This is a genomic window from Kineothrix sp. MB12-C1 (assembly GCF_030863805.1).
Taxonomy (GTDB): domain Bacteria; phylum Bacillota; class Clostridia; order Lachnospirales; family Lachnospiraceae; genus Kineothrix.
The window spans coordinates 771892-792489 of sequence record NZ_CP132957.1; the positions used below are offsets into that span (position 1 = coordinate 771892).

General features: G+C 41.2%; 20 protein-coding genes. 1 reads left to right on the forward strand and 19 read right to left on the reverse strand.

Annotation, left to right across the window (positions count from 1 at the left end; translation table 11 throughout):
- Window positions 1-26: 26 nt before the first annotated feature.
- The 19 genes from RBB56_RS03675 to RBB56_RS03765 all read right to left on the reverse strand — a co-directional run bounded on the left by RBB56_RS03675 (window position 27) and on the right by RBB56_RS03765 (window position 19278).
- Window positions 27-380 (reverse strand): hypothetical protein, encoded by a 354-nt coding sequence (locus RBB56_RS03675; RefSeq protein ID WP_306721050.1) that lies wholly within the window; start codon window positions 378-380, stop codon window positions 27-29.
- A complete protein-coding gene (locus RBB56_RS03680; protein ID WP_306721051.1) occupies window positions 352-1641 on the reverse strand; it encodes a DUF1576 domain-containing protein in 1290 nt (429 codons plus the stop codon). Before RBB56_RS03680 ends, RBB56_RS03675 begins: the two co-directional genes overlap by 29 nt.
- Window positions 1641-2849, reverse strand: a complete 1209-nt coding sequence (locus tag RBB56_RS03685; RefSeq protein WP_306721052.1) for a sensor domain-containing diguanylate cyclase — start codon at window positions 2847-2849, stop codon at window positions 1641-1643. The genes RBB56_RS03680 and RBB56_RS03685 overlap by 1 nt, the downstream gene beginning before the upstream one ends.
- A 39-nt stretch (window positions 2850-2888) precedes the next feature.
- The gene (locus RBB56_RS03690) at window positions 2889-3428 is read right to left on the reverse strand and encodes a V4R domain-containing protein (RefSeq protein ID WP_306721053.1); all 540 of its coding nucleotides are present in this window, start codon (window positions 3426-3428) and stop codon (window positions 2889-2891) included.
- A 70-nt stretch (window positions 3429-3498) separates the two neighbouring features.
- The gene (locus tag RBB56_RS03695; RefSeq protein WP_306721054.1) at window positions 3499-4965 is read right to left on the reverse strand and encodes an ASKHA domain-containing protein; all 1467 of its coding nucleotides are present in this window, start codon (window positions 4963-4965) and stop codon (window positions 3499-3501) included.
- Window positions 4958-5131: a DUF4250 domain-containing protein gene (locus RBB56_RS03700; protein WP_306721055.1), complete on the reverse strand. Its 174-nt coding sequence runs from the start codon at window positions 5129-5131 to the stop codon at window positions 4958-4960. Before RBB56_RS03700 ends, RBB56_RS03695 begins: the two co-directional genes overlap by 8 nt.
- A 138-nt stretch (window positions 5132-5269) precedes the next feature.
- Window positions 5270-5890, reverse strand: a complete 621-nt coding sequence (locus tag RBB56_RS03705) for a peptidase C39 (protein ID WP_306721056.1) — start codon at window positions 5888-5890, stop codon at window positions 5270-5272.
- The gene (locus RBB56_RS03710) at window positions 5887-7080 is read right to left on the reverse strand and encodes a M20/M25/M40 family metallo-hydrolase (protein WP_306721057.1); all 1194 of its coding nucleotides are present in this window, start codon (window positions 7078-7080) and stop codon (window positions 5887-5889) included. The genes RBB56_RS03705 and RBB56_RS03710 overlap by 4 nt, the downstream gene beginning before the upstream one ends.
- Before the next feature lie 187 nt (window positions 7081-7267).
- The gene (locus RBB56_RS03715; RefSeq protein ID WP_306721058.1) at window positions 7268-8083 is read right to left on the reverse strand and encodes an energy-coupling factor ABC transporter ATP-binding protein; all 816 of its coding nucleotides are present in this window, start codon (window positions 8081-8083) and stop codon (window positions 7268-7270) included.
- Window positions 8084-8935: an energy-coupling factor ABC transporter ATP-binding protein gene (locus RBB56_RS03720; protein WP_306721059.1), complete on the reverse strand. Its 852-nt coding sequence runs from the start codon at window positions 8933-8935 to the stop codon at window positions 8084-8086.
- Window positions 8923-9699 carry an energy-coupling factor transporter transmembrane component T family protein gene (locus RBB56_RS03725; protein WP_306721060.1) on the reverse strand — a complete coding sequence of 259 codons (777 nt, stop codon included), beginning with the start codon at window positions 9697-9699 and terminating at the stop codon, window positions 8923-8925. Before RBB56_RS03725 ends, RBB56_RS03720 begins: the two co-directional genes overlap by 13 nt.
- Before the next feature lie 101 nt (window positions 9700-9800).
- Entirely contained in the window at window positions 9801-10415 is a 615-nt protein-coding gene (locus tag RBB56_RS03730; protein ID WP_306721061.1) for an ECF transporter S component, read from the reverse strand.
- Between the two features lie 14 nt (window positions 10416-10429).
- Complete coding sequence (locus RBB56_RS03735; RefSeq protein ID WP_306721062.1) at window positions 10430-11173, reverse strand: nucleoside phosphorylase; 744 nt, start codon at window positions 11171-11173, stop codon at window positions 10430-10432.
- Between the two features lie 40 nt (window positions 11174-11213).
- Window positions 11214-11735: a cysteine hydrolase family protein gene (locus RBB56_RS03740; RefSeq protein ID WP_306721063.1), complete on the reverse strand. Its 522-nt coding sequence runs from the start codon at window positions 11733-11735 to the stop codon at window positions 11214-11216.
- A gap of 279 nt (window positions 11736-12014) precedes the next feature.
- The gene (gene clpB / locus RBB56_RS03745) at window positions 12015-14606 is read right to left on the reverse strand and encodes an ATP-dependent chaperone ClpB (protein WP_306721064.1); all 2592 of its coding nucleotides are present in this window, start codon (window positions 14604-14606) and stop codon (window positions 12015-12017) included.
- Window positions 14607-14739: 133 nt separating this feature from the next.
- Window positions 14740-15609, reverse strand: coding sequence for a class II fructose-bisphosphate aldolase (locus RBB56_RS03750; RefSeq protein WP_306721065.1), 870 nt, complete (start codon window positions 15607-15609; stop codon window positions 14740-14742).
- A gap of 12 nt (window positions 15610-15621) precedes the next feature.
- A complete protein-coding gene (locus RBB56_RS03755; RefSeq protein WP_306721066.1) occupies window positions 15622-16743 on the reverse strand; it encodes a carbohydrate kinase family protein in 1122 nt (373 codons plus the stop codon).
- Window positions 16744-16792: 49 nt separating this feature from the next.
- A complete protein-coding gene (locus RBB56_RS03760; protein ID WP_306721067.1) occupies window positions 16793-17827 on the reverse strand; it encodes a TIM barrel protein in 1035 nt (344 codons plus the stop codon).
- 305 nt (window positions 17828-18132) lie between these two features.
- On the reverse strand, window positions 18133-19278 hold the full coding sequence (locus tag RBB56_RS03765; protein WP_306721068.1) for a Gfo/Idh/MocA family protein: 1146 nt from the start codon (window positions 19276-19278) through the stop codon (window positions 18133-18135).
- Between the two features lie 335 nt (window positions 19279-19613).
- Between RBB56_RS03765 and RBB56_RS03770 the strand changes: the two genes are divergently transcribed.
- Window positions 19614-20555 carry a helix-turn-helix transcriptional regulator gene (locus tag RBB56_RS03770; RefSeq protein WP_306721069.1) on the forward strand — a complete coding sequence of 314 codons (942 nt, stop codon included), beginning with the start codon at window positions 19614-19616 and terminating at the stop codon, window positions 20553-20555.
- Window positions 20556-20598: the final 43 nt, after the last annotated feature.

Here is a 20598-nt window from a genome sequence, read left to right on the forward strand (position 1 = left end):
TCATGGCGAAGCTATGAATAGTAACATTATCTGAATGCTTCTTTCTCCATCCTTACCTCGACAAAGTCCTCCCCGATGCGTATTTCCGCCTCATCCACCATCATACCCACCAAAAGAAGTTCGCTTGTCTCTCCCAGATTCCCGGAACCTGCCAGCTCCCAATAGACATCTTCCATGCCATCATTCTTAGGGCCATTTAAATAAATATCCAGATTTTCCAGTTCTTCACGGTATCGAATATCATAATTCGCTTTCACCGTAATCGTAGCATTCCCCTCTTCCCGTTCAATACTTGAATAAATTTGGCTTGCTCCTACAGAGAAAAAATAAATCGTCAGCTCTTCTACGATTTTAGCTACTTTTCTTTCTTCGTGATTCACTTGCCCCTCCTCTTCTGCTTATAAAGCCCTCAACCACCGGCACAAGGACGACCGCCACCCAGCCGGAGCTGAATCCGTTATTATATAAGTTAAGCCCTCCGTATAAGTCCGAAGTACACATGGCGATAGCTGCATGAAGAAATCCTGCCAAAACGCCCACAAATGCGCCGAACTGCCCCGCAATCGGAGCAAGACCTACCGCAAAAATAGCCGCCAATTGAATCCCCGGAGTATCCGGAACAAATACAGTGGTAAATGTAGATAAATAAACGCCAAATAGCGGCGGAAGATAATTTTTGATATGGACTCCGAAGGCCGCGAAACCAAATGCTGACCAAATAGAACCCACGACCGGTCCCGAGAATTCACCGCCTACAAACAGAATATAGGTCACGCATACCATTCCTATTATTCCCATATTCATAAGCGTTACTCCGGGTCCTTCCATAACAACAAAATCAGTGACTGCCCGGCCCGGGTGACTCAAGATTTTCTTTAATCCCTTAATTCTTCCTCCTTCTACCAGAAAGCCGAACATAATCGTGATTAAAAAATAAACATAAAGCCCTATTGCAATTGTCCACTGATATTCCCTGCTCCAGATGAGCACAGAATCACTTTCCATACCGAATGCCCTTAATACGGATACAATAGCGAAAGCCAATATCCCCCCGGAAAATCCTACATTAAATAAATTATATCCCATATGCATGGACGCCGTATGCATGGATAGCGGCGGAAGCACAAATCCTACGAAAATACCGACTGCTATAGCAATAAAAAAGTTCACCGTTTTCGGATAAGGAAAAATATAGACGAGTTCCGTAATAAGCGGCGCAAGACAAGTTCCAAACAGTGCTGTATAAATATAACGCTTCACCCTTACCTTATGAAATCGGGCATAAAGGATTGTCCCTAATAAAATAGGCAGTGTGTTCACCGGGTTCTTCCCCCAAAGGGCATATCCTGCATTAATGAATAAAGCTGCTATTGTTAGACCTGTAAAAGGTATTTTCTGCTTAACTACAAGCAAAATTCCCATACCAAATACGATTGTTGCATTAAAAAATGCTGCACTGAATCCTGCCAGCTCGAAGTAATCGGTAATTAAGGCATCTCTTGAGACGACGATAAGCCGCATGCCACTTGCGATTTCGGCAAAGGTTCCTGTAGATAGCGCGATTATCAGTAAAAAAATCAGAGAAAAAATAGTGAATGTTATCATTTCTTTCTCTTTTATTCTGTGCATCCATTTTTGCATTATTTTGTGTCTCTCCTATTTTCGCGTTTGAACAGGTACATATTCTTATCTGCTTCATGCATAATCTCTTCTGCATTATGCATATTGTTTTTATTGTATCTGGCAATTCCATAACTTAAATTCATCAAATATTTTACTTTCCCTTCTTTGCTTAACTGAAAGAGCTGTTTTCTGATTTGCTCCATTCGCATCCTTACTTGTTCTTCTGAATATCCTCGCATAATGATAATGAATTCATCGCCGCCGATACGACATATGATATCATCTCTTCCCGCATTCTCCATCAGAATATCTGCCGCTATCACAATATATTCATCGCCGAGGCAATGGCCGAAAGTATCATTGACCTCTTTTAGCTTATCCAAATCTATGAAACAAACGAGGAATTCCTCTTGCTCTTCTATGTACTTAGATATAGTATTAATGCAATAACGCCTGTTGTAAAGTTTGGTCAACACATCAGAGTTGGCCGCATACTCAATGGAAGACTCCCATTCTTTTCTCTCTGTAATATCCCGAAGCAAATATGCTGTTGCCGATTTTCCTTTCCAATTGATATGGAAAGAATCCACGTGGTAGTAGAGCATTCGGTCCGCTTGATCGGCAGAAGAGATACTTATTTCCCAAAAACGTCCATTCGTTTCGATATCATAATCTTCCAATGCTCTTTTTAACGCATTGACAAGCTCCGGCTTCTCAATGGATATGTTGAGAAACGACTTGTTTTCATGCAGAAAATCTTTCGTTTCCCTATCGAGGACAACCACGTATTCTCCAATGTTATCCGTAATATAAGAAAGCAATTCATTGTGCTCCCTCAATGCGCTCTCTCTTTGCATAAGCTGTTCTGTCATCGTATTAAAAGCCGCGGAAAAATCCCCCATCATAGCTACTTGCTGGCTGTAATCCCCACTGGCAACCTGCTTTGTTTGCCATACGAGATGGACAAAATTGGAGCGGAGCATTTTCAACGGACCACAAAGCGGATTGTCTTTTGACGGTTCTTCTCCGTTTAGAATTCCTTCTGAAATATCAGTAGCGAATTGATACCCCTCTTTCAACCACCCATGAAGCAGGTTCATTCCATCCACTAATTTTGCTGATTCTGCAGATACTTCCTGTTCTGAAAGCATAGGAACGCCCCGTTCATACAGTATATCCTTTAAATATTGAAATAAAATATCCGCATCTTTCTCCTTCATAATCATTCTACCCTTTCAAGACAAAACCCGTTTATCGGCAATCAATTATTGAATTATTGCATCAAAACGGCATACACGTCCTCCCAGCGCCCAGCAATCCACTTCGGTCACTATATATTCCTTTTTCGTATAAGCTTTTAATATTCCTGCAAGAAAACCTTCATCATAGTTACATACAGTCTCCCCTACCGCCGGAAACCCGGAACAATCCAAATCCTCGCTGATAGTAAAAACAGCATGACCGGTCTCTTCATCAAATTTCTCAATCCGAAGAATTCCAATTTTCAGATCAATTAACGTCTGCTGTACCTGAGCTAAGAAATCATTAAGCGCCAAAGTACCATCCAGGCATCGCTTAAAGAACTCCTTTCCGCTTTTCTCACCTGCGCTTTTGATAATCTCCACCATTTTCTCTTTGCCCAGCATATCAATTAAAATATCCCTTATAGAATATTCCATCATACGATAGACTATTACCGGAACTTCCTTCCCCAGATTCTCCCGGCCCCCTTCTACACTACTGAACAAATGATCCCACAGTATAGCGGATATATCGCTATCCATATTTCCAAATACATTTTCCATCCAGTTCCTCCACATACTTCCTGTGCCTTCTCTAAAGGTAGATACCTATCATGATATTTCATCCGTAACATTAAAAATTTATATATGAAATATACTTCTCTTCAAAGTTTGGTTGCTCAGCCAGATTGAATATCCCGCTTCTCCTTACAATATTATCCAGCTCATTCCTTCCTTCACTGCCCCTTACCATTTTCCTTCCGATAAGTCCGGCTCCGCTTAAAGCTGTATTTCCTACTACTGCCAGCTTCCCTTTCAGCTCAGGAGGTATCAACCCAATTCGTACTGCTGCCTCCTGATCCAGATAAAAACCAAAACCGCCTGCCAAATAGACTTTTCCTATTTGTTCATAGCTATCCACTTTTAATTTCCCCTTTAAAAAGTGAATGCCCGTCCTCACTGCAGCCTTAGCCATCTGTATATCGCGAATATCCTTTTGAGTCACAAAAATGTTATCCACAGTTATTCCTGTCTCGAAATAAGGCTCCTGTAACAATCCTGTCTCGTCTGCTGACCCCACTTTCAATAGATGTGCAAGCGCGCTTATTCTCTCAGGTCCTGTGGTATTACCATCTCCTGTGCCTTCAAAAGCAGGACCCGCCGCCGCCGCTGTACCGAAGATACATCCATCCCTTCCTGCTGCCATCTCTGCATTCGTTCCAAGGTCTAAAAATATCCATGGTACGTTTTCCTTATGGAGGTTAGACGCATATAATCCTGCTACGATATCCCCACCGACAAAGGCAGATATCCCCGGAAGAAGTACCGTCCGCATACCATCCCAATCCCACTGCGTCAGTTCGATATTGACCGGCCGGAATGGACTTTTTCCAAGCGTGTCGGTAGGATATCCCATAAATAAATGCCCCATTGCCGTGTTACATGCAATAACAAGCAATTCCGGCTGACGCAGCTTTTGATCATAAGCTGCCTGAACAAAAAGATTTCTCCCCTTCATTATCGCTTCCCGTACCAATGTCCGAAGCTTTTCACCGTTCCCTTCACTGCCTGCCCGAATGCGTTCTACCACATCCATTCCATAGCTCCTTTGAGGGTTAAGGCAAGTATAAGTATCCAGTAGCCGTCCGGCAGACACCTCCAAAAGCTGCATAGCAATTGTCGTAGTTCCCAGATCCACGGCAATCACCGTTTCTCCGTTTTCTATAGTTACATCATCTTCACTTCTTTCTTCCGATGATTGCATAATAGCGCTTTCTGTCAATACTTTTATTTTTTCTTCTACTTCAAACGAAGTTTGAATACTGCACTCTTTCATCGGCCTTGCCACACAAGACAAACGGTACCCCTCACGCAGCTCGTCTGGCGAGATTCTTCCCCTCTCTGTCGGCGTTGGAAATGGAGCACTCCCCTTAAACTGTACCTTACATCTGCCGCAGGTTCCCCTCCCATTACAAAGAGACGGTAATGCTATGCCGTTCTCCCTCAACGTTTCAAGTACCGTCTTTTCCACATCGTGAAGTAAAACAAGCTCCTCCCCGTCCCCTTTTTTCTGAACCACAATCGTAATCTGCTTAGACAAACTGATTTCTCTCCTTATTGTAGTGAGATTCTATCGTTGCCAATTTATCTTCCACTTCATTTCTATCGATATCCAGATCCTCACATAAATCATCCAGATCATCATAGAAATCCCGCAACTTCATATTTATATAGCTTAACAACATTATTGGATCCTTCGGTATCATTCAGTCGCCTCCAAACGCTAGAATCCTCCATTATCTTATTGTCTACAGTTTAATGTCTAGGTTATAGTCTTGTCAAATAAATTTTGCGCTAAAATTAAGAAGCAAAGCGATTAACGCCTAATCTGCTTTGCTTCTTAATCAAATAAAATATTCAATTGTTCTCGCCGGTGTCTTCTGTGTATCTTTATTGAAAATAATAACAGCTTCCCTTGTTTCCTTAGGTCCCAGAGAGTAAGGTCCCTTTTCCGTATTGTTCATCGTATCATATGGTACTCGCCGATTAAAGCTATAAGGCATATCTGTAACCAAGTCGAGTTCTATTTGTTTAAAAGGCTTTTTTCTATAGTATGGATCGAACAAGCAAATTTTCGTTTCATCGATTCCTGTCAAAAGAACATAATGCCAACAGCCATACATGACCCGGGCCACTACGGTTCCGCCTTGCTGTAACGCCGATACAATCTTACTGTTCTCTCCAATATATACGCTGTCACCAATAAGGTATTCACTCTGTATAGGAACCTTCTTTACTTTTCCGAACTGATTCAGCCAATCGCTGATAAACATCATTGCCATACGAGAGGTTCCGCTCTTCCCGAATTCTCCCTTCCCATTATATGCATCCAGGCAAAAGAGCATAATATGCTTAATAATATCGGGTGGGATTTGCTCTCTCTTAAACAAAAAACTCATCGCATTGATCAGAGTCGTCGGACCGCAATCATATTCTGTCACCTGATAGTTCAGAGGGTTCTTCATCCCGCATTCACCTCACTCACCATAAGCGCTTTCGTAACCTCTGCAATTCTTACTAATTCATCCACTGTCGTATATTCTTCGCAGGAATGACACTGATTCATGGCACAGGCGAGTACGATTCCCGTTATTCCATGCTCGAACATCGCATTATTGTCGCTGCCTCCAAATGTCTGTTGCAGAGAAAAGGGTAGATTCAGCAAATCACATACTTCTTTAAATCTGAGAACGACTGGATGATCCTTGGGTGTTTCATATGCCTGACAATTCGTTATTACTTCAAACTTCACGGTTGCCCCGATTGCCTCTGCCGATCTTTCAAACTGTTTCTTCACTTCTTCTGACAGTTCCATCGCTGTTTTATGGGAATAGCTGCGTATTTCCCCGCCTACCGCACATAATTCCGGAATAATATTAGTGGCAAGCCCTCCTTGTATCACTCCTATATTAAGTGTGGTATTTTCATCTATTTGCCCCAACTTCAATTTAGTGATAGCATCGGCTGCAGCCTGTATCGCATGAATACCTTTATGAGGAGCAAATCCCGCATGAGATGCTTTACCATTCACTTCTATCACAAGGGAGAGAATCGAGGGCGCTTGATAAGCTGCCGCCCCTACTGCCCCTGTTAAATCGAGTACATATGCTTCTGTCGATTTAATATTGCTATAGTCGAATACCTTTGCACCCTTACAGTAAATTTCCTCCGCAACTGTAAATAATACTTCAATGGGGCGATGTTCCAACTCCTTTTCCTTTATTACAGAAAGCGCCTCCAAGATTGCAGCAACTCCGGCCAAATCATCCGCTCCTAACACCGTATCCGCCTTGCTGCGAATCACTCCGTCATCGCCTACCACGGCCTGCTTCCCTCTGGATGGCTCCACCGTATCCATATGAACGCAGAAAAGAAGTGGTTCAAGCTCCTTCTTACCTTCCAAAAATCCATAAATATTTCCGCAGTTCCCGCCCAATTTACTACCTGCACCATCTTCTGTTACCACAAATCCTAACCCTTTAAGCTTATCCTTTAAGTAATCTCCCATCTCCCTTTCCAAAAGAGAAGGGCTGTCGATGGACACCAGCTTTATAAATTCCTCAATGAGTCTTTCTTTATCAACCGTCATTCCTATACCGCCTTTCACATAAGTGCATAACTTAATCTGAGCATTGAAAGCCTTCTTATAAGGCACTGTATTCATTGCGTATGAAATTTTCGCAGCTTATCTGTTTCACAATGATTTATCATTTATTATATCATAGAAAAGAATATGTTATTTGTCAATATCCCATAATTCCTATTGGAATTATGGGATATTCTATCTTTAAGAAAAATCTTTTTAATTTTGTATGCAAAAGGATGCCGAATTGATTTAAGAGCTACTGCATATTTGCTTTCTGAAAAGCGATAAACTCCTCGGTCGTCAAGAATACTTCATCATAACCTAACCTTCGGCAAAGCTTCGTTACGTTTGGCTGTTCCAGATACGCTTCTTTCAAAATATCTTCCTCAGCAAAAACTTCTCTCGTTGTTCCGTCGATCAAAATATTCCCTTTTGCAAAAACAATTGCACGTTCAAAGGTATCCGCTACAAAGTCCATATCATGAATAATTGTAATAACAGCTTTTCCTTCTGACCGAAGTTTACGGACAACAGATTTTATCATTTCTTTACCGTGATAATCCTGTGCAATCGTTGGCTCATCAAAAATAATTACCTTTGTATCCATCGCAATAATGGAGGCAATAGCAACCAATTTACGACTGGAAAGACCTAAGTCGTATGGATTTTTATCCGCAAGATTCTTTAATCCGACCAGTTCTAATGCTTCTTCTGCCTTTTGCCTTGCAATGGATTCCCCTATCCCTATTTTTAAAGGTCCGAACATAACCTCATCGATAACACGATTTTTGAAAATCTGATCATCCGGATTTTGAAATACCATACCGATATGCTTTGCTAATTGAGCTACTGTCATATTTGCAATATCAGTTCCTTTAAAATAAATAGAACCGCTTGTTGGATATAAAAGTCCTTTTAACAATTTTACAAAGGTAGTCTTTCCTGCACCATTTTGCCCGATAATTGCAGTTGACCGTTCATCAATTATAAAATTGAGTCCCTTTAGGATTTCCTCTCCCTCAGTATAAGCAAAATGTAAATCTTTTATTTCGAGTATTCCGGTATTATCCATTTACATCTCCCTCTTATCACATTTTAGCAAATCATTTGCCTCTTCCAATGTAACCGGATAACATCCGGTTATCGGATTCTTTTTGCCTAATTCACGACAAATCTTAGTAAAAGCCGGTGCTTCGATACCATACTCATCCAAATCATCTCTTGAAAATATCTTTTGCGGTGTATCGTATGCAATCTGTTTACCGTCGTCTATTATAAGAATACGGTCGCTGTAAGAAGCTATCTTTTCCATGTTATGCTCAACTAAGAAAATGGTAATCCCATTCTTACTTAATTTTTGCACTGCCTGATAAACCTCTTCTCTTCCTTGCGGGTCTAACTGGGAAGTCGGTTCATCTAATACAATAACTTCCGGTTCCATGGCAATAATACCGGCAATTGCCATACGCTGCATCTGTCCTCCCGATAGGTCAAATGGATTTCTATCTTTATACTTCGTAATATCCAAAAGCTCCATCGCTTCATCGATACGCCGTATCATTTCATCCTTTGGAATTCCCAAGTTCTCTAAGCCAAACGCGATTTCTTCATAAACAGTTGATTTCGATCCTGTTACCTGATTAAAGGGATTTTGAAATACAGTTCCAACCTTTTCACACAGTTCGCTAATTTCAACATTTTTTACTTCCAAGTCATCTACCATCACTTTTCCGCCGTAAGATCCTTTGTAAAAGTTCGGCACTAAACCTGCAATTGCTTGACAGAGTGTACTTTTTCCGGAACCATTCTTTCCAATGATTCCGATAAATTCTCCGGCATTGGCGGAAAATGTTATTCCATCTAATGCCAGAAAATCCGTGGTAGGATATTTATACTTTAAGTTTTCGACTACTATTTTAGACATCCTATGACCCTCCAGACAATACCCGCTATCAACAAAAGGATCATAGCAAGCTGTAAATATTTATCTGCACTCGATTTCTTCTCATCATTTAAGAAAGTTTTCTTGTTTTTAGCATTGAACCCTCTAACTTCCAAAGCAAGAGCACGCTCTTTCGTATTAATTAGTGAACTCATAACAACCGGCGATATAAGAGGAAGAAATGCTTTAATTCGAACTAACAAATTTCCTTCTGTCTCCATTCCTCTGCTTCGTTGTGCATCGGTAATAGTGGCCATCGTATCCGTCATCTGCGGAATAATCTGAAAAACAGAAATAAATACATAACCAAATCTCGGTGAGAACCCTTTGCGTACAAAGTTCTCTATCATATCGGAAGGCTTTGTAGCCAGTATCAAAACACAAAAGCTGAGCAATATGTTTAACACATTTAGAACAATGTCAAATGCAAATAGCAAACCTTCTTTATAAAATACAACAACTCCGAGCGTGAGTAATGGCGTTACATTTCCGGCCCGAAATAATCCTTGAATGATAACGACTGTTAACAAAACAAATGCCGATACACTTAAAATCGGTATTGTCTTCTTTAACACCTTGGAAACCAGCAACAGACAAATACTACTAATAATAAATATCATACTTACTATATTACTTCCAACGATGATCGGAAGTATTAATGCTACTATGATATATAAAATTTTACTTTCCGGTGCCAATTTATTTAATATGGAGCCTTTTTCCTCATATAAGCTGATACTTTTCATTTTATATTCCCGTTCGCCCTCCGCACTGCGTTCACTTGCCGGCTCCTTGGAGCCTTTTTATTCACCTGCGTAAAGATAAATTACTGTCTTATACAAATGCCTTAATTATCAAGACTCTCTATGGTGTCACCGCTTTGATATAATGCTACAAGACTCTTTGGAAGACTCTTACTAATCGCAAAAACAATTAGTAATACTGCGATTTTATCCGGTAGATCTACAATAATTTCATCGATAAACGATGCGAAAAATACCGGTAAATTGTTCGCTATTGCCCATGCATAAACAGCATCACCCCAGACATTTCCGGTTGTACCGCCCCAGAACACTATATTGAGCGGAGTGGATACTACAACAGCAACTAAACCTGTTACGATAGCCGTCAATAAGGAAAGCTTAATATTTTTCATAAATCCCTTATGTGCCATGATACCTACTGTCAAACCGATTGCAACATTTGTTATTGCATATACCGTAGAGATCGGATCCATCGTAAGACCATAAATAATGTTGTTCGCAGCACCGCAGATCGCTCCCACAATCGGTCCTGCAAGTACTGCTGCAAGACATGTACCAATGGCATCTAACCATAAGGGTAATTTCAATACTCCTGCAAACAATTTCCCCAGATAGTTAATTCCAATTGCTGCCGGAATCAATACCAATGTTGCTGTGTTAAATTTCAGTGACCATAAACTTTTCCCATCCTTGCTCATAACCTTACCTCCGTTTATTTTATTTTATTTGCTAACACAAAGGCTTCCAGCGCAGTAATAATTTCATTCGCCTCACCTTGTTTTACAACCGAATCACCATCCACATAATCGTTAATATTTTTCTCTAAATCACCCTCATATTCCACGACTGTGTTTAAGATAGAGGCGCATTTCACACCTCTTAATGCTCCTATAGTAAACAATGCCGCCGTTTCCATATCGGCTCCAAGTATGCCATGTTTGGACCAATAGGCATCGATCTGTTCTTCCCTATCGGTATAAAAGCTATCATGACTTCTTCCGCGTCCGATATGAAATGGGAACTTTTTCTCTTCTGCCACCTTAATCGTTGCCATTAATAAACGTGTATCCGGTATTGCCGGATAAATTTCCTCTATGTATGCTTTGGACGCCCCATCATCACGAACCGCTCCATTGACCAAAATCAAATCTCCAAGACGAATGGAACTATCCAATGCTCCGCAGCTTCCGACCCGTATCATATATTCCACTCCGATATTATGAAGTTCCTCCACCGTAATTCCTGTAGAAGCACCTCCCATTCCTGTAGATACAGCTAAAACTTTGATTCCTTTGTAGTATCCGCTAATGCTTCTCATCTCTCGATTATATGCAAGTTCTGTTACATCGGTCAAATATTCCTTAATATGATCGATTCTTCCCGGATCTCCAGGCAAAATTGCATATTTTGCGCTGTCTTGCTTTAATAATCTGATGTGGGCCTGTTTTTCTTCCATAGTAATAACCATGCCTTTCTCATTTTGCTCCTATGGCCTATCATTCATTTTCGATTTGAATGTGGCAGGTTCTCATTGATTCCAATGCGCGCTTATGGCTTTCCGGTGTTACACCGGCACAACAGGAAGCATCCACAACAATCGGTACTTCCGGTAATACTGCTTTGATTAAGAACGCATTAGAAATAATACAAATATCCGTACAGAGCCCAATTAAAGTTATGGAATCGATCGGTTCTTTTTCATTCATTTCCTGCAGCACTTGCCCCAGCGTTACACTTCCAAAGGTCGGTTTCGTTATCGGTTCCTCCGTACATAAGGCCTCAACTTCCGGGCAAAGCATCCACCCTTTTGTATCTTTGATACAATGTGGAACCGGAAGATTTCTTCCTTCCTGCGTTTCCATATAATTTTCTTCATGCGTATCTTTTGTATATAATATCTTTCCGGAAAAATTCTTTATTTTTTCAACTACCTTCGGAACGATGGAAATAGCTTCTTTTGTGCCTAATGCACCATCCACAAAATCATTTTGCATATCTACTACGATTAGATAATTCATCTTTCTCTACATTCCTTTCACTTTGTTCAGTTCCCTCACAGTTACCATAATCTTACTATATAATAAAAAAGAATACGTTATTTGTCAATATCCCGTCATTCTAATAGGATATATATGATCCTGTTCCATATAATAATGCATATCTTATCTCACCTATAATATAATTAAGGAAGATATTCTCTTGCAAGAAGTATCTTCCTTATCATTTATTGTCATTTATTTTTTTATTTTAGTCGAATACCATCCTTTTTCGCTCCCTCTCAGGGCGATGACATCCTTTTACATGGAAACCTTTTTTCTAGCCATCAGGTCTTCGTTTCCCAGAATAATCTCTATGGTATCCCCAGCCTCTACCGCGTCTGCCAGAATTAGCTTTGCAGATAAGGTTTCCACATATTTCTGAATATAACGTTTCAGCGGCCTTGCTCCGTATATTGGATCATAAGCATTATCCACGATATACCTCTCGGCCTCGGAAGATAATTCGACCTTAAGATTCCTATCCTCCAGCCTTTCATTTAAGTCCGACATGATCAATCCTATAATACCGCCGATATTATCTTTAGTCAAAGGTTTAAATAAAATCGTTTCGTCCAATCTATTTAGGAACTCCGGCCGGAAATGAGCACGCAGCTCACCCATCACCATGGATTCTGCTCCTTCGTCAATCGTACCGTCTTCCCTTATTCCATCGAGTAAATATCCGGCTCCGATATTGGATGTCATAATGAGAATAGTATTTTTAAAATCTACGGTTCTCCCCCTGGAATCTGTAATACGTCCATCATCAAGCACCTGTAAAAGTACATTGAATACATCCGAATGTGCCTTTTCGATTTCATCGAATAACACTACGGAATATGGCTTTCTCCTTACCGCTTCCGTTAATTGCCCGCCTTCCTCATAACCGACATAACCGGGAGGTGCTCCGATTAATCTGGATACGGAGAACTTCTCCATGTATTCGCTCATATCGATGCGTATCATATTATTCTCATCATCGAACAAGGATGCCGCCAGTGCTTTGGCTAACTCCGTCTTACCGACTCCGGTAGGGCCCAAGAACAAGAAGGAACCGATGGGCTTCGTCGGGTCCTTAATTCCCGCTTTGGAACGGATAATCGCATCCGTTACTTTCGTAACGCCTTCCTCCTGACCGATAACACGCTTATGAAGTTCTTCATCCAGGTGCAGTGCCTTGTTTCTCTCACTTTCCGTCAGTTTTACTACGGGAATTCCCGTCCATCTGGAAATAATCTTAGCGATTTCTTCTTCACTGACACTCTCATGAACTAAAGATAAATCCTCGCCTTTTACCTTCTCTTCTTCTATCTCTAACTGTTTCTTTAATGCCGGCAGCTTTCCATAACTCAATTCTGCCGCTTTCTCCAAATCCATATCTCTCTGCGCAATCTGGATTTCATTATTTATAGCATCGATTTGTTCTCTAAGCTTGGATAACTTATCTACAGAAGCCTTTTCGTTATCCCACTGTGCCTTTCTATTATTGAACTCTTCCTTCCACTCTGCCAACTCTTTCTGCAAAGCAGCGAGACGATCCTGACTTAATCTATCCTCTTCCTTTTTCAACGCTGTTTCTTCGATTTCCATCTGCATAATCTTGCGTTGCAGCTCATCCAACTCAGTAGGCATGGAATCCAGCTCTGTCTTAATCAGAGCGCAAGCCTCATCCACTAAGTCAATAGCCTTATCCGGTAAGAAGCGGTCGGCTATATAACGATGGGACAATATCGCTGCACTGACAAGAGCGTTATCCATAATCTTAACGCCATGGAAAACTTCGTATCTTTCCTTAAGCCCTCTCAATATAGAGATGGTATCCTCCACCGTAGGTTCTTCCACCATAACCGGCTGGAATCTTCGCTCCAGCGCCGCATCCTTCTCAATATACTGCCTGTATTCATCCAAAGTAGTCGCACCGATGCAGTGCAGTTCCCCTCTGGCAAGCATAGGCTTTAACATATTGCCTGCATCCAGAGCACCATCCGTTTTACCTGCTCCTACGATAGTATGCAGTTCATCGATAAATAAGATAATCTGTCCATCGCTGCTTTTCACATCTTCCAGCACCGCCTTTAGACGCTCTTCGAATTCACCTCTGTATTTCGCCCCCGCAACGAGAGCTCCCATATCCAGGGCGAAAATCTTCTTATCTTTCAATCCTTGCGGTACATCACCCTTCACAATACGCTGCGCAAGCCCTTCCACTACCGCTGTCTTTCCTACGCCGGGCTCACCGATCAACACCGGATTGTTCTTCGTCTTTCTCGAAAGGATCCGTATAATATTGCGAATCTCGCTATCTCTTCCTATTACAGGGTCAAGCTTTTGATTTTTCGCCCTTTCCACTAACTCTTGTCCGTATTTTTCAAGGGTATCATAAGTAGCCTCAGGATTATCAGAAGTAACTCTTTGATTACCCCTTACGGTAGAAAGCACTTGCAAAAATCGCTCTCTCGTAATACCATATTCCCTGAAAACCTCCTTAAGCTCCTTATTGGGATTCTTAATCATCGCTAAAAACAGATGCTCTACAGAAACATATTCGTCTCCTAACAGCCTGGCTTCGTCCTCGGCACTGATAAGAGCCTTATTCAAGTCCTTACCGATATACACTTGACCGCCTTGTACTTTCACTCTTTTATTAAGCGCTGCTTCCGCACGACTCATAAAATGCGCTTTATTAATTTCCATTTTCTCAATTAATTTCAGAATTAGGCTATCTTCTATACTTATAAGGCTGTAAAGTAAATGTTCCTGTTCAATTTCCTGATTGCCATACTCATAGGCCAGCCTCTCACATCCCTCTACTGCCTGCATGGACTTTTGCGTAAATTTTGAAATATTCATTATTATCACCCTACCTTCCATACATGGGTTTTATTTGTTATATATGAAATATAACACCCGCAATTAGCAGTGTCAAGCCGAGAGTGCTAATGAATTTATAAATTTTTTCTAAAGGTAAAATAAAAGTGACTAGTTATCTTATTTCCATATCTTTTCCGTTAGAAAATAGTCTTATTTTCTTTAACGTTTCTTGTCTCACGCCTTCTACTGCTGCCGGAATCAATTCTGTCAGTCCTTTGTTTCCTTCTTCATTTAACTTCTTCCATTGAGCATCTGCGCCCGCAAGGTTAATATCGGTAAAAATATTTACCTTACTGATACCTTCCTGAATGGATTTCCGGAAATCCTCATCCGAAAGGCCGGAACCTCCATGAAGAACCAGCGGAATATCGATGATATTCGAAATCGTACGAATGCGCTCGAAATCCAACTTCGGAGGTAATTTATAAGAACCATGAGCAGTTCCTACTGCAATCGCAAGGGCATCGATACCGGTCTTTTCAACAAAATCCTTTGCCATAAGCGGATCTGTGTAGAATTGGGATGGATCCTCTAAGCTCTCTCCTCCTTCCAGGGAATCACCATTATTCCCCACATGTCCAAGTTCCCCTTCGATGGTCGCTCCGAAGGAGTGGGCGATTTCTGCCATCTCTTTTACCTTTTTAACATTATCCTCGTAAGAGTCTATGGAACAATCATACATAATAGATGTAAATCCGAGTTCCAATGCCTTTAAGCATGTTTCTTTATTCAACCCATGATCGAAATGTACGACAACCGGAACATTTGCCTTCTTTGCCATCGGTATTAAAAAATAGGATACTTCCTCCAACGGCCCATAAGGAAGCAGCACTTCGGCTGTTCCTATTATAACAGGCGAACCTGCATCTTCTGCCGCAGAAATGATTCCGCGTGCCAACTCGAGATTCACTGCATTAAACATGCCGACTGCATATTTATTTTTCCTTGCAGGCAGCAGAACTTTATTCATATTTACAAGCATATTTTAGCTCCTTTATTTAACTTTTTCCCATCCGTTCGTTATTTTATTCTCTAATTCTTCAAAACTTTTCAATCCGCTCAAAGCATCATAAGCCTCAACACAAGAGGCTCCTGTTGCGGCAGCAAGACGTACGCTGTTCTCCGGTGTGCGTCCTTCCAACATAGCCGTTAGAAAAGCCGCAATACTCGTATCGCCTGCTCCTGTTCCGGATAAAACTCTGTCCGGTGTATAACTTTTCTCGAAGCCTTCCTTATCTGCCCACTCCTGAACATCAAGCCCCAATCTGCTTCCTGTTTTCTTAAGAGTATCCGTGTCGGCTGTGCAGTAATACATTCCCGAAACACCGCATTTAATGAGCAGAACCTTTGCACCCATTTTCATGCACCTATCAGCTAACGGACGGATATCTTTTTCCAAATCCAAAATTTCTGTAATATCTCTGCCTGCCGCCCTACTCTGCCAATCTTCGAATCCGGTTCTATCGAGCATAAAGCAAAGTTCCTCGACACTCGGTACGAAAATATCCACATAAGGCATAACTTTTTCCAGAATTTTCTCCCAATCTGCCTGACCCGCCTCCGACGTAGGGTCAACTGCCGCAAGATCTAAGGAAGTGGCAGCTCCGGCTCTCTTTACTCTTTGCATCAAACGAAGAAGTTCTTCCCCCTCTTCTTCATACATACGCTTCATAATAGGAGGATAACCGAAATGAAACAGTGCTGCTTCTTCCAGCTTTTCCTGCGGGATGTCCTCTGACATAAAAATATCGTTGGCACCGGGATTGTGCAGGAAGATTCTGTCGATGCCCGGAATTGCCAGAATAACCGAATAAGAAGTGGATTCTTCCTTTGCAATTAACATATCTTCCTCTGCATGATACTCTTTTAAAATATCCAGCACAATCTTTCCAAAAGCATCATCACCTATTTTCCCCATTAATGCTACATCTGCTCCCAAGATTTTCATGGCAAGTCCTGTATTTGCCACAGAACCTCCCGTATGCACATCCGCTTCCTTCATCTGTATCAACTTTCCTGGCTTTAATAGCGCCTCAGGTCTTTCTACTTTTCGCCCATAAAAAACAGGTGTAATATCCAGACAGATATGCCCTGCCGCAATAACCTTCTTTCTCATTGCACTCACCTCATTGTTCCTATCCCCCTCCGCGTAAACTAACAGAGTCCTATTCAATACCCATCAGCAGATTCATCACATACATTTCAAGACCTTCAAAATCCCTTTTCTCAACACATTCCTTCTGGAAATCATAGTCGAATCGATCAACCTTCGCTTCCAATGCCTTGAATATATTCAAGCTATTCTCCAGATGCTTATAACTATCTTCATCCTTTGTCGTTCTCATAGCCTTTACATCCAGACCTATATACTCCCCGCGGTCTCCATATCCGTTTTCCTTCAATACCTTTACCTGATTAAAGGCTGAGCGGAGATTCTCAACACCAAAAGACTTATCCTGATCATATTTAATGTTGTTTTGGTCATTTAAATGTACGGTCATTAATTTGCCCATTGCCAACGCAAAACCAATCTCATGAGCCGGATCGAGGCCTGCCAGAATTGCATGTGCACTCTCCAAATTGCCTCCTACTCTGGATGGATCAATGGTCGCAGCAGAAATTGCCATTACGTGTCCCATTGTGCCGCAAATACTTCTATCGATTGGTTCATTTGGCTTAGGCTCGATACAGATACGAATCTTTGGATCATACTCGAGCATCTTATTAATTGCTTCGATCAACATTTTCGTTGCCCATACCGGAGACTTGCTTTCCGCACAGAGCGTTCCCTCTCTGGCAAGCCACAGTACGACCATATCACATCCTAATTCATTGGCGATATCAATCGAACGATACGCTCTCCACATCGCATACTCTCTGTCTTCTTCGGACGTACTCATAAATCCGCCATCCACCGTATGCTCATCCATCCAAAGCCTCGGCGCAACGAACTCCGATTTCAATCCGTATTTATCCAATGTCTCCTTTAATTCTCTTGCTTTTTCCTTTATTTCTTCTTCGGTGTAATCATTGATATTAGGTACCGCATCATCATCATGGAATTGAATCGCCTCAAAGCCCATCTCCGCAAATCTTTTATACTTCTCCTCAGTTGGGATCTCCGCCCTCGTCGCCGGTCCATAGGAATCCGCTCCCGAGTGTACATTCCATGGTCCTACTGAAAATCTAAATTTACCCATCTTCTTTTATCTCCTTTTATTGTTTAGTAGTCGATTGCGAAACTCATAAAATCTCATTATTTTATACACAATTCATGAAATTTGAGACGAAAGAATTGTATGAAAGATTTTTCAAGCGATTTTTTGCTACGGAGCTGAGACATAGGAATCCTTGAAGCCTTTGCTGAAAAGGATTCCTGCTTTGGCTCAGTGAAGTGTATAGCATAACCAGAGCATGGAAAACTTTCTTACAATCTTTCTTATTAAATACTGCATTTATTGTGTATGAAATTTTACAACTTATCTGTTTCGCAATTACTTAATCATTATACTTTCAGTTCCACCCATACATTGCCGTTTTGGCTGCTTTCCAAACATGCTTCCACGTACTTCAATCCTTTAATCCCATCTTCGATCAGGGGATAATCTATCATCTCCATCGTAAAGGTTCCCGCTTTCTTGGCCGCAACACACTCGGTAAAGCTATCATATAAATTCGCCATGGCTTCCAGCCAGCCTTCCGCATGGGCTGCCGGCGTCCTGCAGTATTTCGCCGCACCCGGAGTCATCACCTTATATCCCCTCTTAATCGTATGAGAAATACCATCCTCTTTGGCTATCACCACTTCCTCGGAGTTCTCTTGAAACCAAAATATAGAACCTTTGGAACCGAATATCCGGACACGCAGGCCATTATCACATCCGATGGCGATCTGGGATGACCAGTTCATACCGGTTGCTCCGCCCTCATATTCCACCAAAATCTGGTCATTGTCATCCAACTTTCTTCCCGGAACTACAATATCCAGCTTAGCAAGAACTCTTTTTATCTTCAGCCCTGTCATAGTTCCCACTGTATTTTCCACATGGGTTCCAATATCACCGAGGCAGTTCACTTTTCCCGCCTGTGCCGGATCACAACGCCATTCTCCCTGTTTACCGCCGGAGTTATTCTCGTCATACAGCCAACCCTGCGGATATTCTGCCATTACAGTTCTTATATCACCGATTTCCCCACTTTTGATCAGATCCCGTATGTATTTAACGGTTACATATCCTGTGTAGGTATAAGTAACCATAAATAAAAGTCCCTTTTCATCGGCAATACGCTTCAGTTCTCCTGCCTGTACACTCTCTAACACCAAAGGTTTATCGCAAGACACATGAATACCTGCCTCTAAAAATGCTTTGCAGATTTCATAATGTGTCACATTCGGCGTAACGATAACCACAAAATCTATTCCATCTTCTCTCGCACTTTCCGCTTCCGCCATTTCTTTATAATTTGCATAGCAGCGATCCGCGCTCAATCCGAGCTTCTCTCCCTGTGCTTTGTTCTTTTCCGGGTTCCTGGAAAAGCACCCCGCCACAAGCCGAGCTGAATTATCAATACTTATTGCTTTTCTATGGGCATCTCCGACAAGTGCTCCCGGCCCTCCGCCAACCATACCATAGGTCAATATTTTTCTCATCGTATTACCTCCTTCTAACCTTACTATAGCAGTGATGATTGTTGATTTCATAGACTAATTGATGTTTCTATCATGACTAATTAGCTTTTTACATTATCTTTACAGCACTTCCACTCTCTCCATGCTTTTACTTTGATAAACTTTTAATGAACTTATCATAACAGTATGTTTCTATAATACCTTGTACAAATCAGAGATTAGAACCATGACTAATTTGTTATTTCAGTTTACATACCTTTTCTTTTACTTTATACTGAACTCGAGGTGATAAGAGTGAATAATAAATTTTCATTCCCACTTGTATACGTGCCAAAGCACACTGATAGGAGCTAAATATGCAAGATGAATTCGAAGTAATTTCTCATTCTGTGATGAAGTATAAGCTATTTCTTGTGAATATGCTTTACCGAACTCCGCATACCCATAAGGATTTTGAAATCTGCCTTCTTTTAGATGGGGAAATCACGCTTTTTTCTTATGGAGATTCCTTTACCTTCGATAAGAAAGGGTTTTGGATTATGAATCCGTTTGAAAGTCACGAACTGAAGGCGCAAAGTCCCGCACTGCTCTTATCCTTGCAGGTTTCCCCCTCCTTTTTCAAGTCCTATTTTCCACAGATAGAAAACATAGAATTTGCCCCGCCGGATAGTTTTCACAAGAGCGATAAAAGTACTTATGATACTTTAAGTAAAATGCTCATTGAAATCGCATATACATTTTTCGCTCGTAAAAATAGATATGAATTGAGATGTACCGGTTTAATTAATATATTTTTCGATTGTTTACTGGAACATTTCCCACATACCCTACTTTCTGAGAAAGAAAAAATTGCATCCAAAAACAAAGCGGTCCGCATGCGGAACATTACCGATTACATCGACAGCCATTATTCCGAAAAGCTATTGCTTTCAGAAATCGCTGAGCAAGAAAGCCTTTCTTTAAACTATTTATCTCACTTTTTCAAAGATTCCTTCGGCATGCCATTCCAGGAATATCTTCTGCGAATCCGCTGTGAAAAAGCAAGGCAGCTACTTCTGCTCACAAACCTTTCTTTACTCGATATCTGTATTTCCTGCGGATTCTCAGATCCGAAATACTTTAACAAAGGTTTTCAAAAACAATACGGCTGTTCCCCGAAAGAATACCGTAGAAATTTCGAGCATGAAGAATTAAGGCAGCAGCAAAAATCAATGCTGACAACTCAAGAATTTATGTCTCCTTCTACCAGCATGATTATTCTGGAAAAGCATCTTACTTCCGGAGATTTTGCCTTTTGAAACGAAAAGGAACTCCTATTAAATCAGGGGTTCCTTTTTCGAC

Bases quoted from the DNA above. Each gene is read 5' to 3' on its own strand.
- RBB56_RS03685 (WP_306721052.1), bottom strand. From the start codon at position 2,849: ATGATTATGAAGGAGAAAGATGCGGATATTTTATTTCAATATTTAAAG.
- RBB56_RS03755 (WP_306721066.1), bottom strand. From the start codon at position 16,743: ATGAGAAAGAAGGTTATTGCGGCAGGGCATATCTGTCTGGATATTACA.
- RBB56_RS03740 (WP_306721063.1), bottom strand. From the start codon at position 11,735: ATGAATTATCTAATCGTAGTAGATATGCAAAATGATTTTGTGGATGGT.
- RBB56_RS03680 (WP_306721051.1), bottom strand. From the start codon at position 1,641: ATGCAAAAATGGATGCACAGAATAAAAGAGAAAGAAATGATAACATTC.
- RBB56_RS03690 (WP_306721053.1), bottom strand. From the start codon at position 3,428: ATGGAAAATGTATTTGGAAATATGGATAGCGATATATCCGCTATACTG.
- RBB56_RS03730 (WP_306721061.1), bottom strand. From the start codon at position 10,415: ATGAGCAAGGATGGGAAAAGTTTATGGTCACTGAAATTTAACACAGCA.
- RBB56_RS03770 (WP_306721069.1), top strand. From the start codon at position 19,614: ATGCAAGATGAATTCGAAGTAATTTCTCATTCTGTGATGAAGTATAAG.
- RBB56_RS03720 (WP_306721059.1), bottom strand. From the start codon at position 8,935: ATGTCTAAAATAGTAGTCGAAAACTTAAAGTATAAATATCCTACCACG.
- RBB56_RS03765 (WP_306721068.1), bottom strand. From the start codon at position 19,278: ATGAGAAAAATATTGACCTATGGTATGGTTGGCGGAGGGCCGGGAGCA.
- RBB56_RS03705 (WP_306721056.1), bottom strand. From the start codon at position 5,890: ATGAAGAACCCTCTGAACTATCAGGTGACAGAATATGATTGCGGTCCG.
- RBB56_RS03725 (WP_306721060.1), bottom strand. From the start codon at position 9,699: ATGAAAAGTATCAGCTTATATGAGGAAAAAGGCTCCATATTAAATAAA.
- RBB56_RS03750 (WP_306721065.1), bottom strand. From the start codon at position 15,609: ATGCTTGTAAATATGAATAAAGTTCTGCTGCCTGCAAGGAAAAATAAA.
- RBB56_RS03715 (WP_306721058.1), bottom strand. From the start codon at position 8,083: ATGGATAATACCGGAATACTCGAAATAAAAGATTTACATTTTGCTTAT.
- RBB56_RS03700 (WP_306721055.1), bottom strand. From the start codon at position 5,131: ATGATACCGAAGGATCCAATAATGTTGTTAAGCTATATAAATATGAAG.
- RBB56_RS03735 (WP_306721062.1), bottom strand. From the start codon at position 11,173: ATGGAAGAAAAACAGGCCCACATCAGATTATTAAAGCAAGACAGCGCA.
- RBB56_RS03760 (WP_306721067.1), bottom strand. From the start codon at position 17,827: ATGGGTAAATTTAGATTTTCAGTAGGACCATGGAATGTACACTCGGGA.
- clpB (WP_306721064.1), bottom strand. From the start codon at position 14,606: ATGAATATTTCAAAATTTACGCAAAAGTCCATGCAGGCAGTAGAGGGA.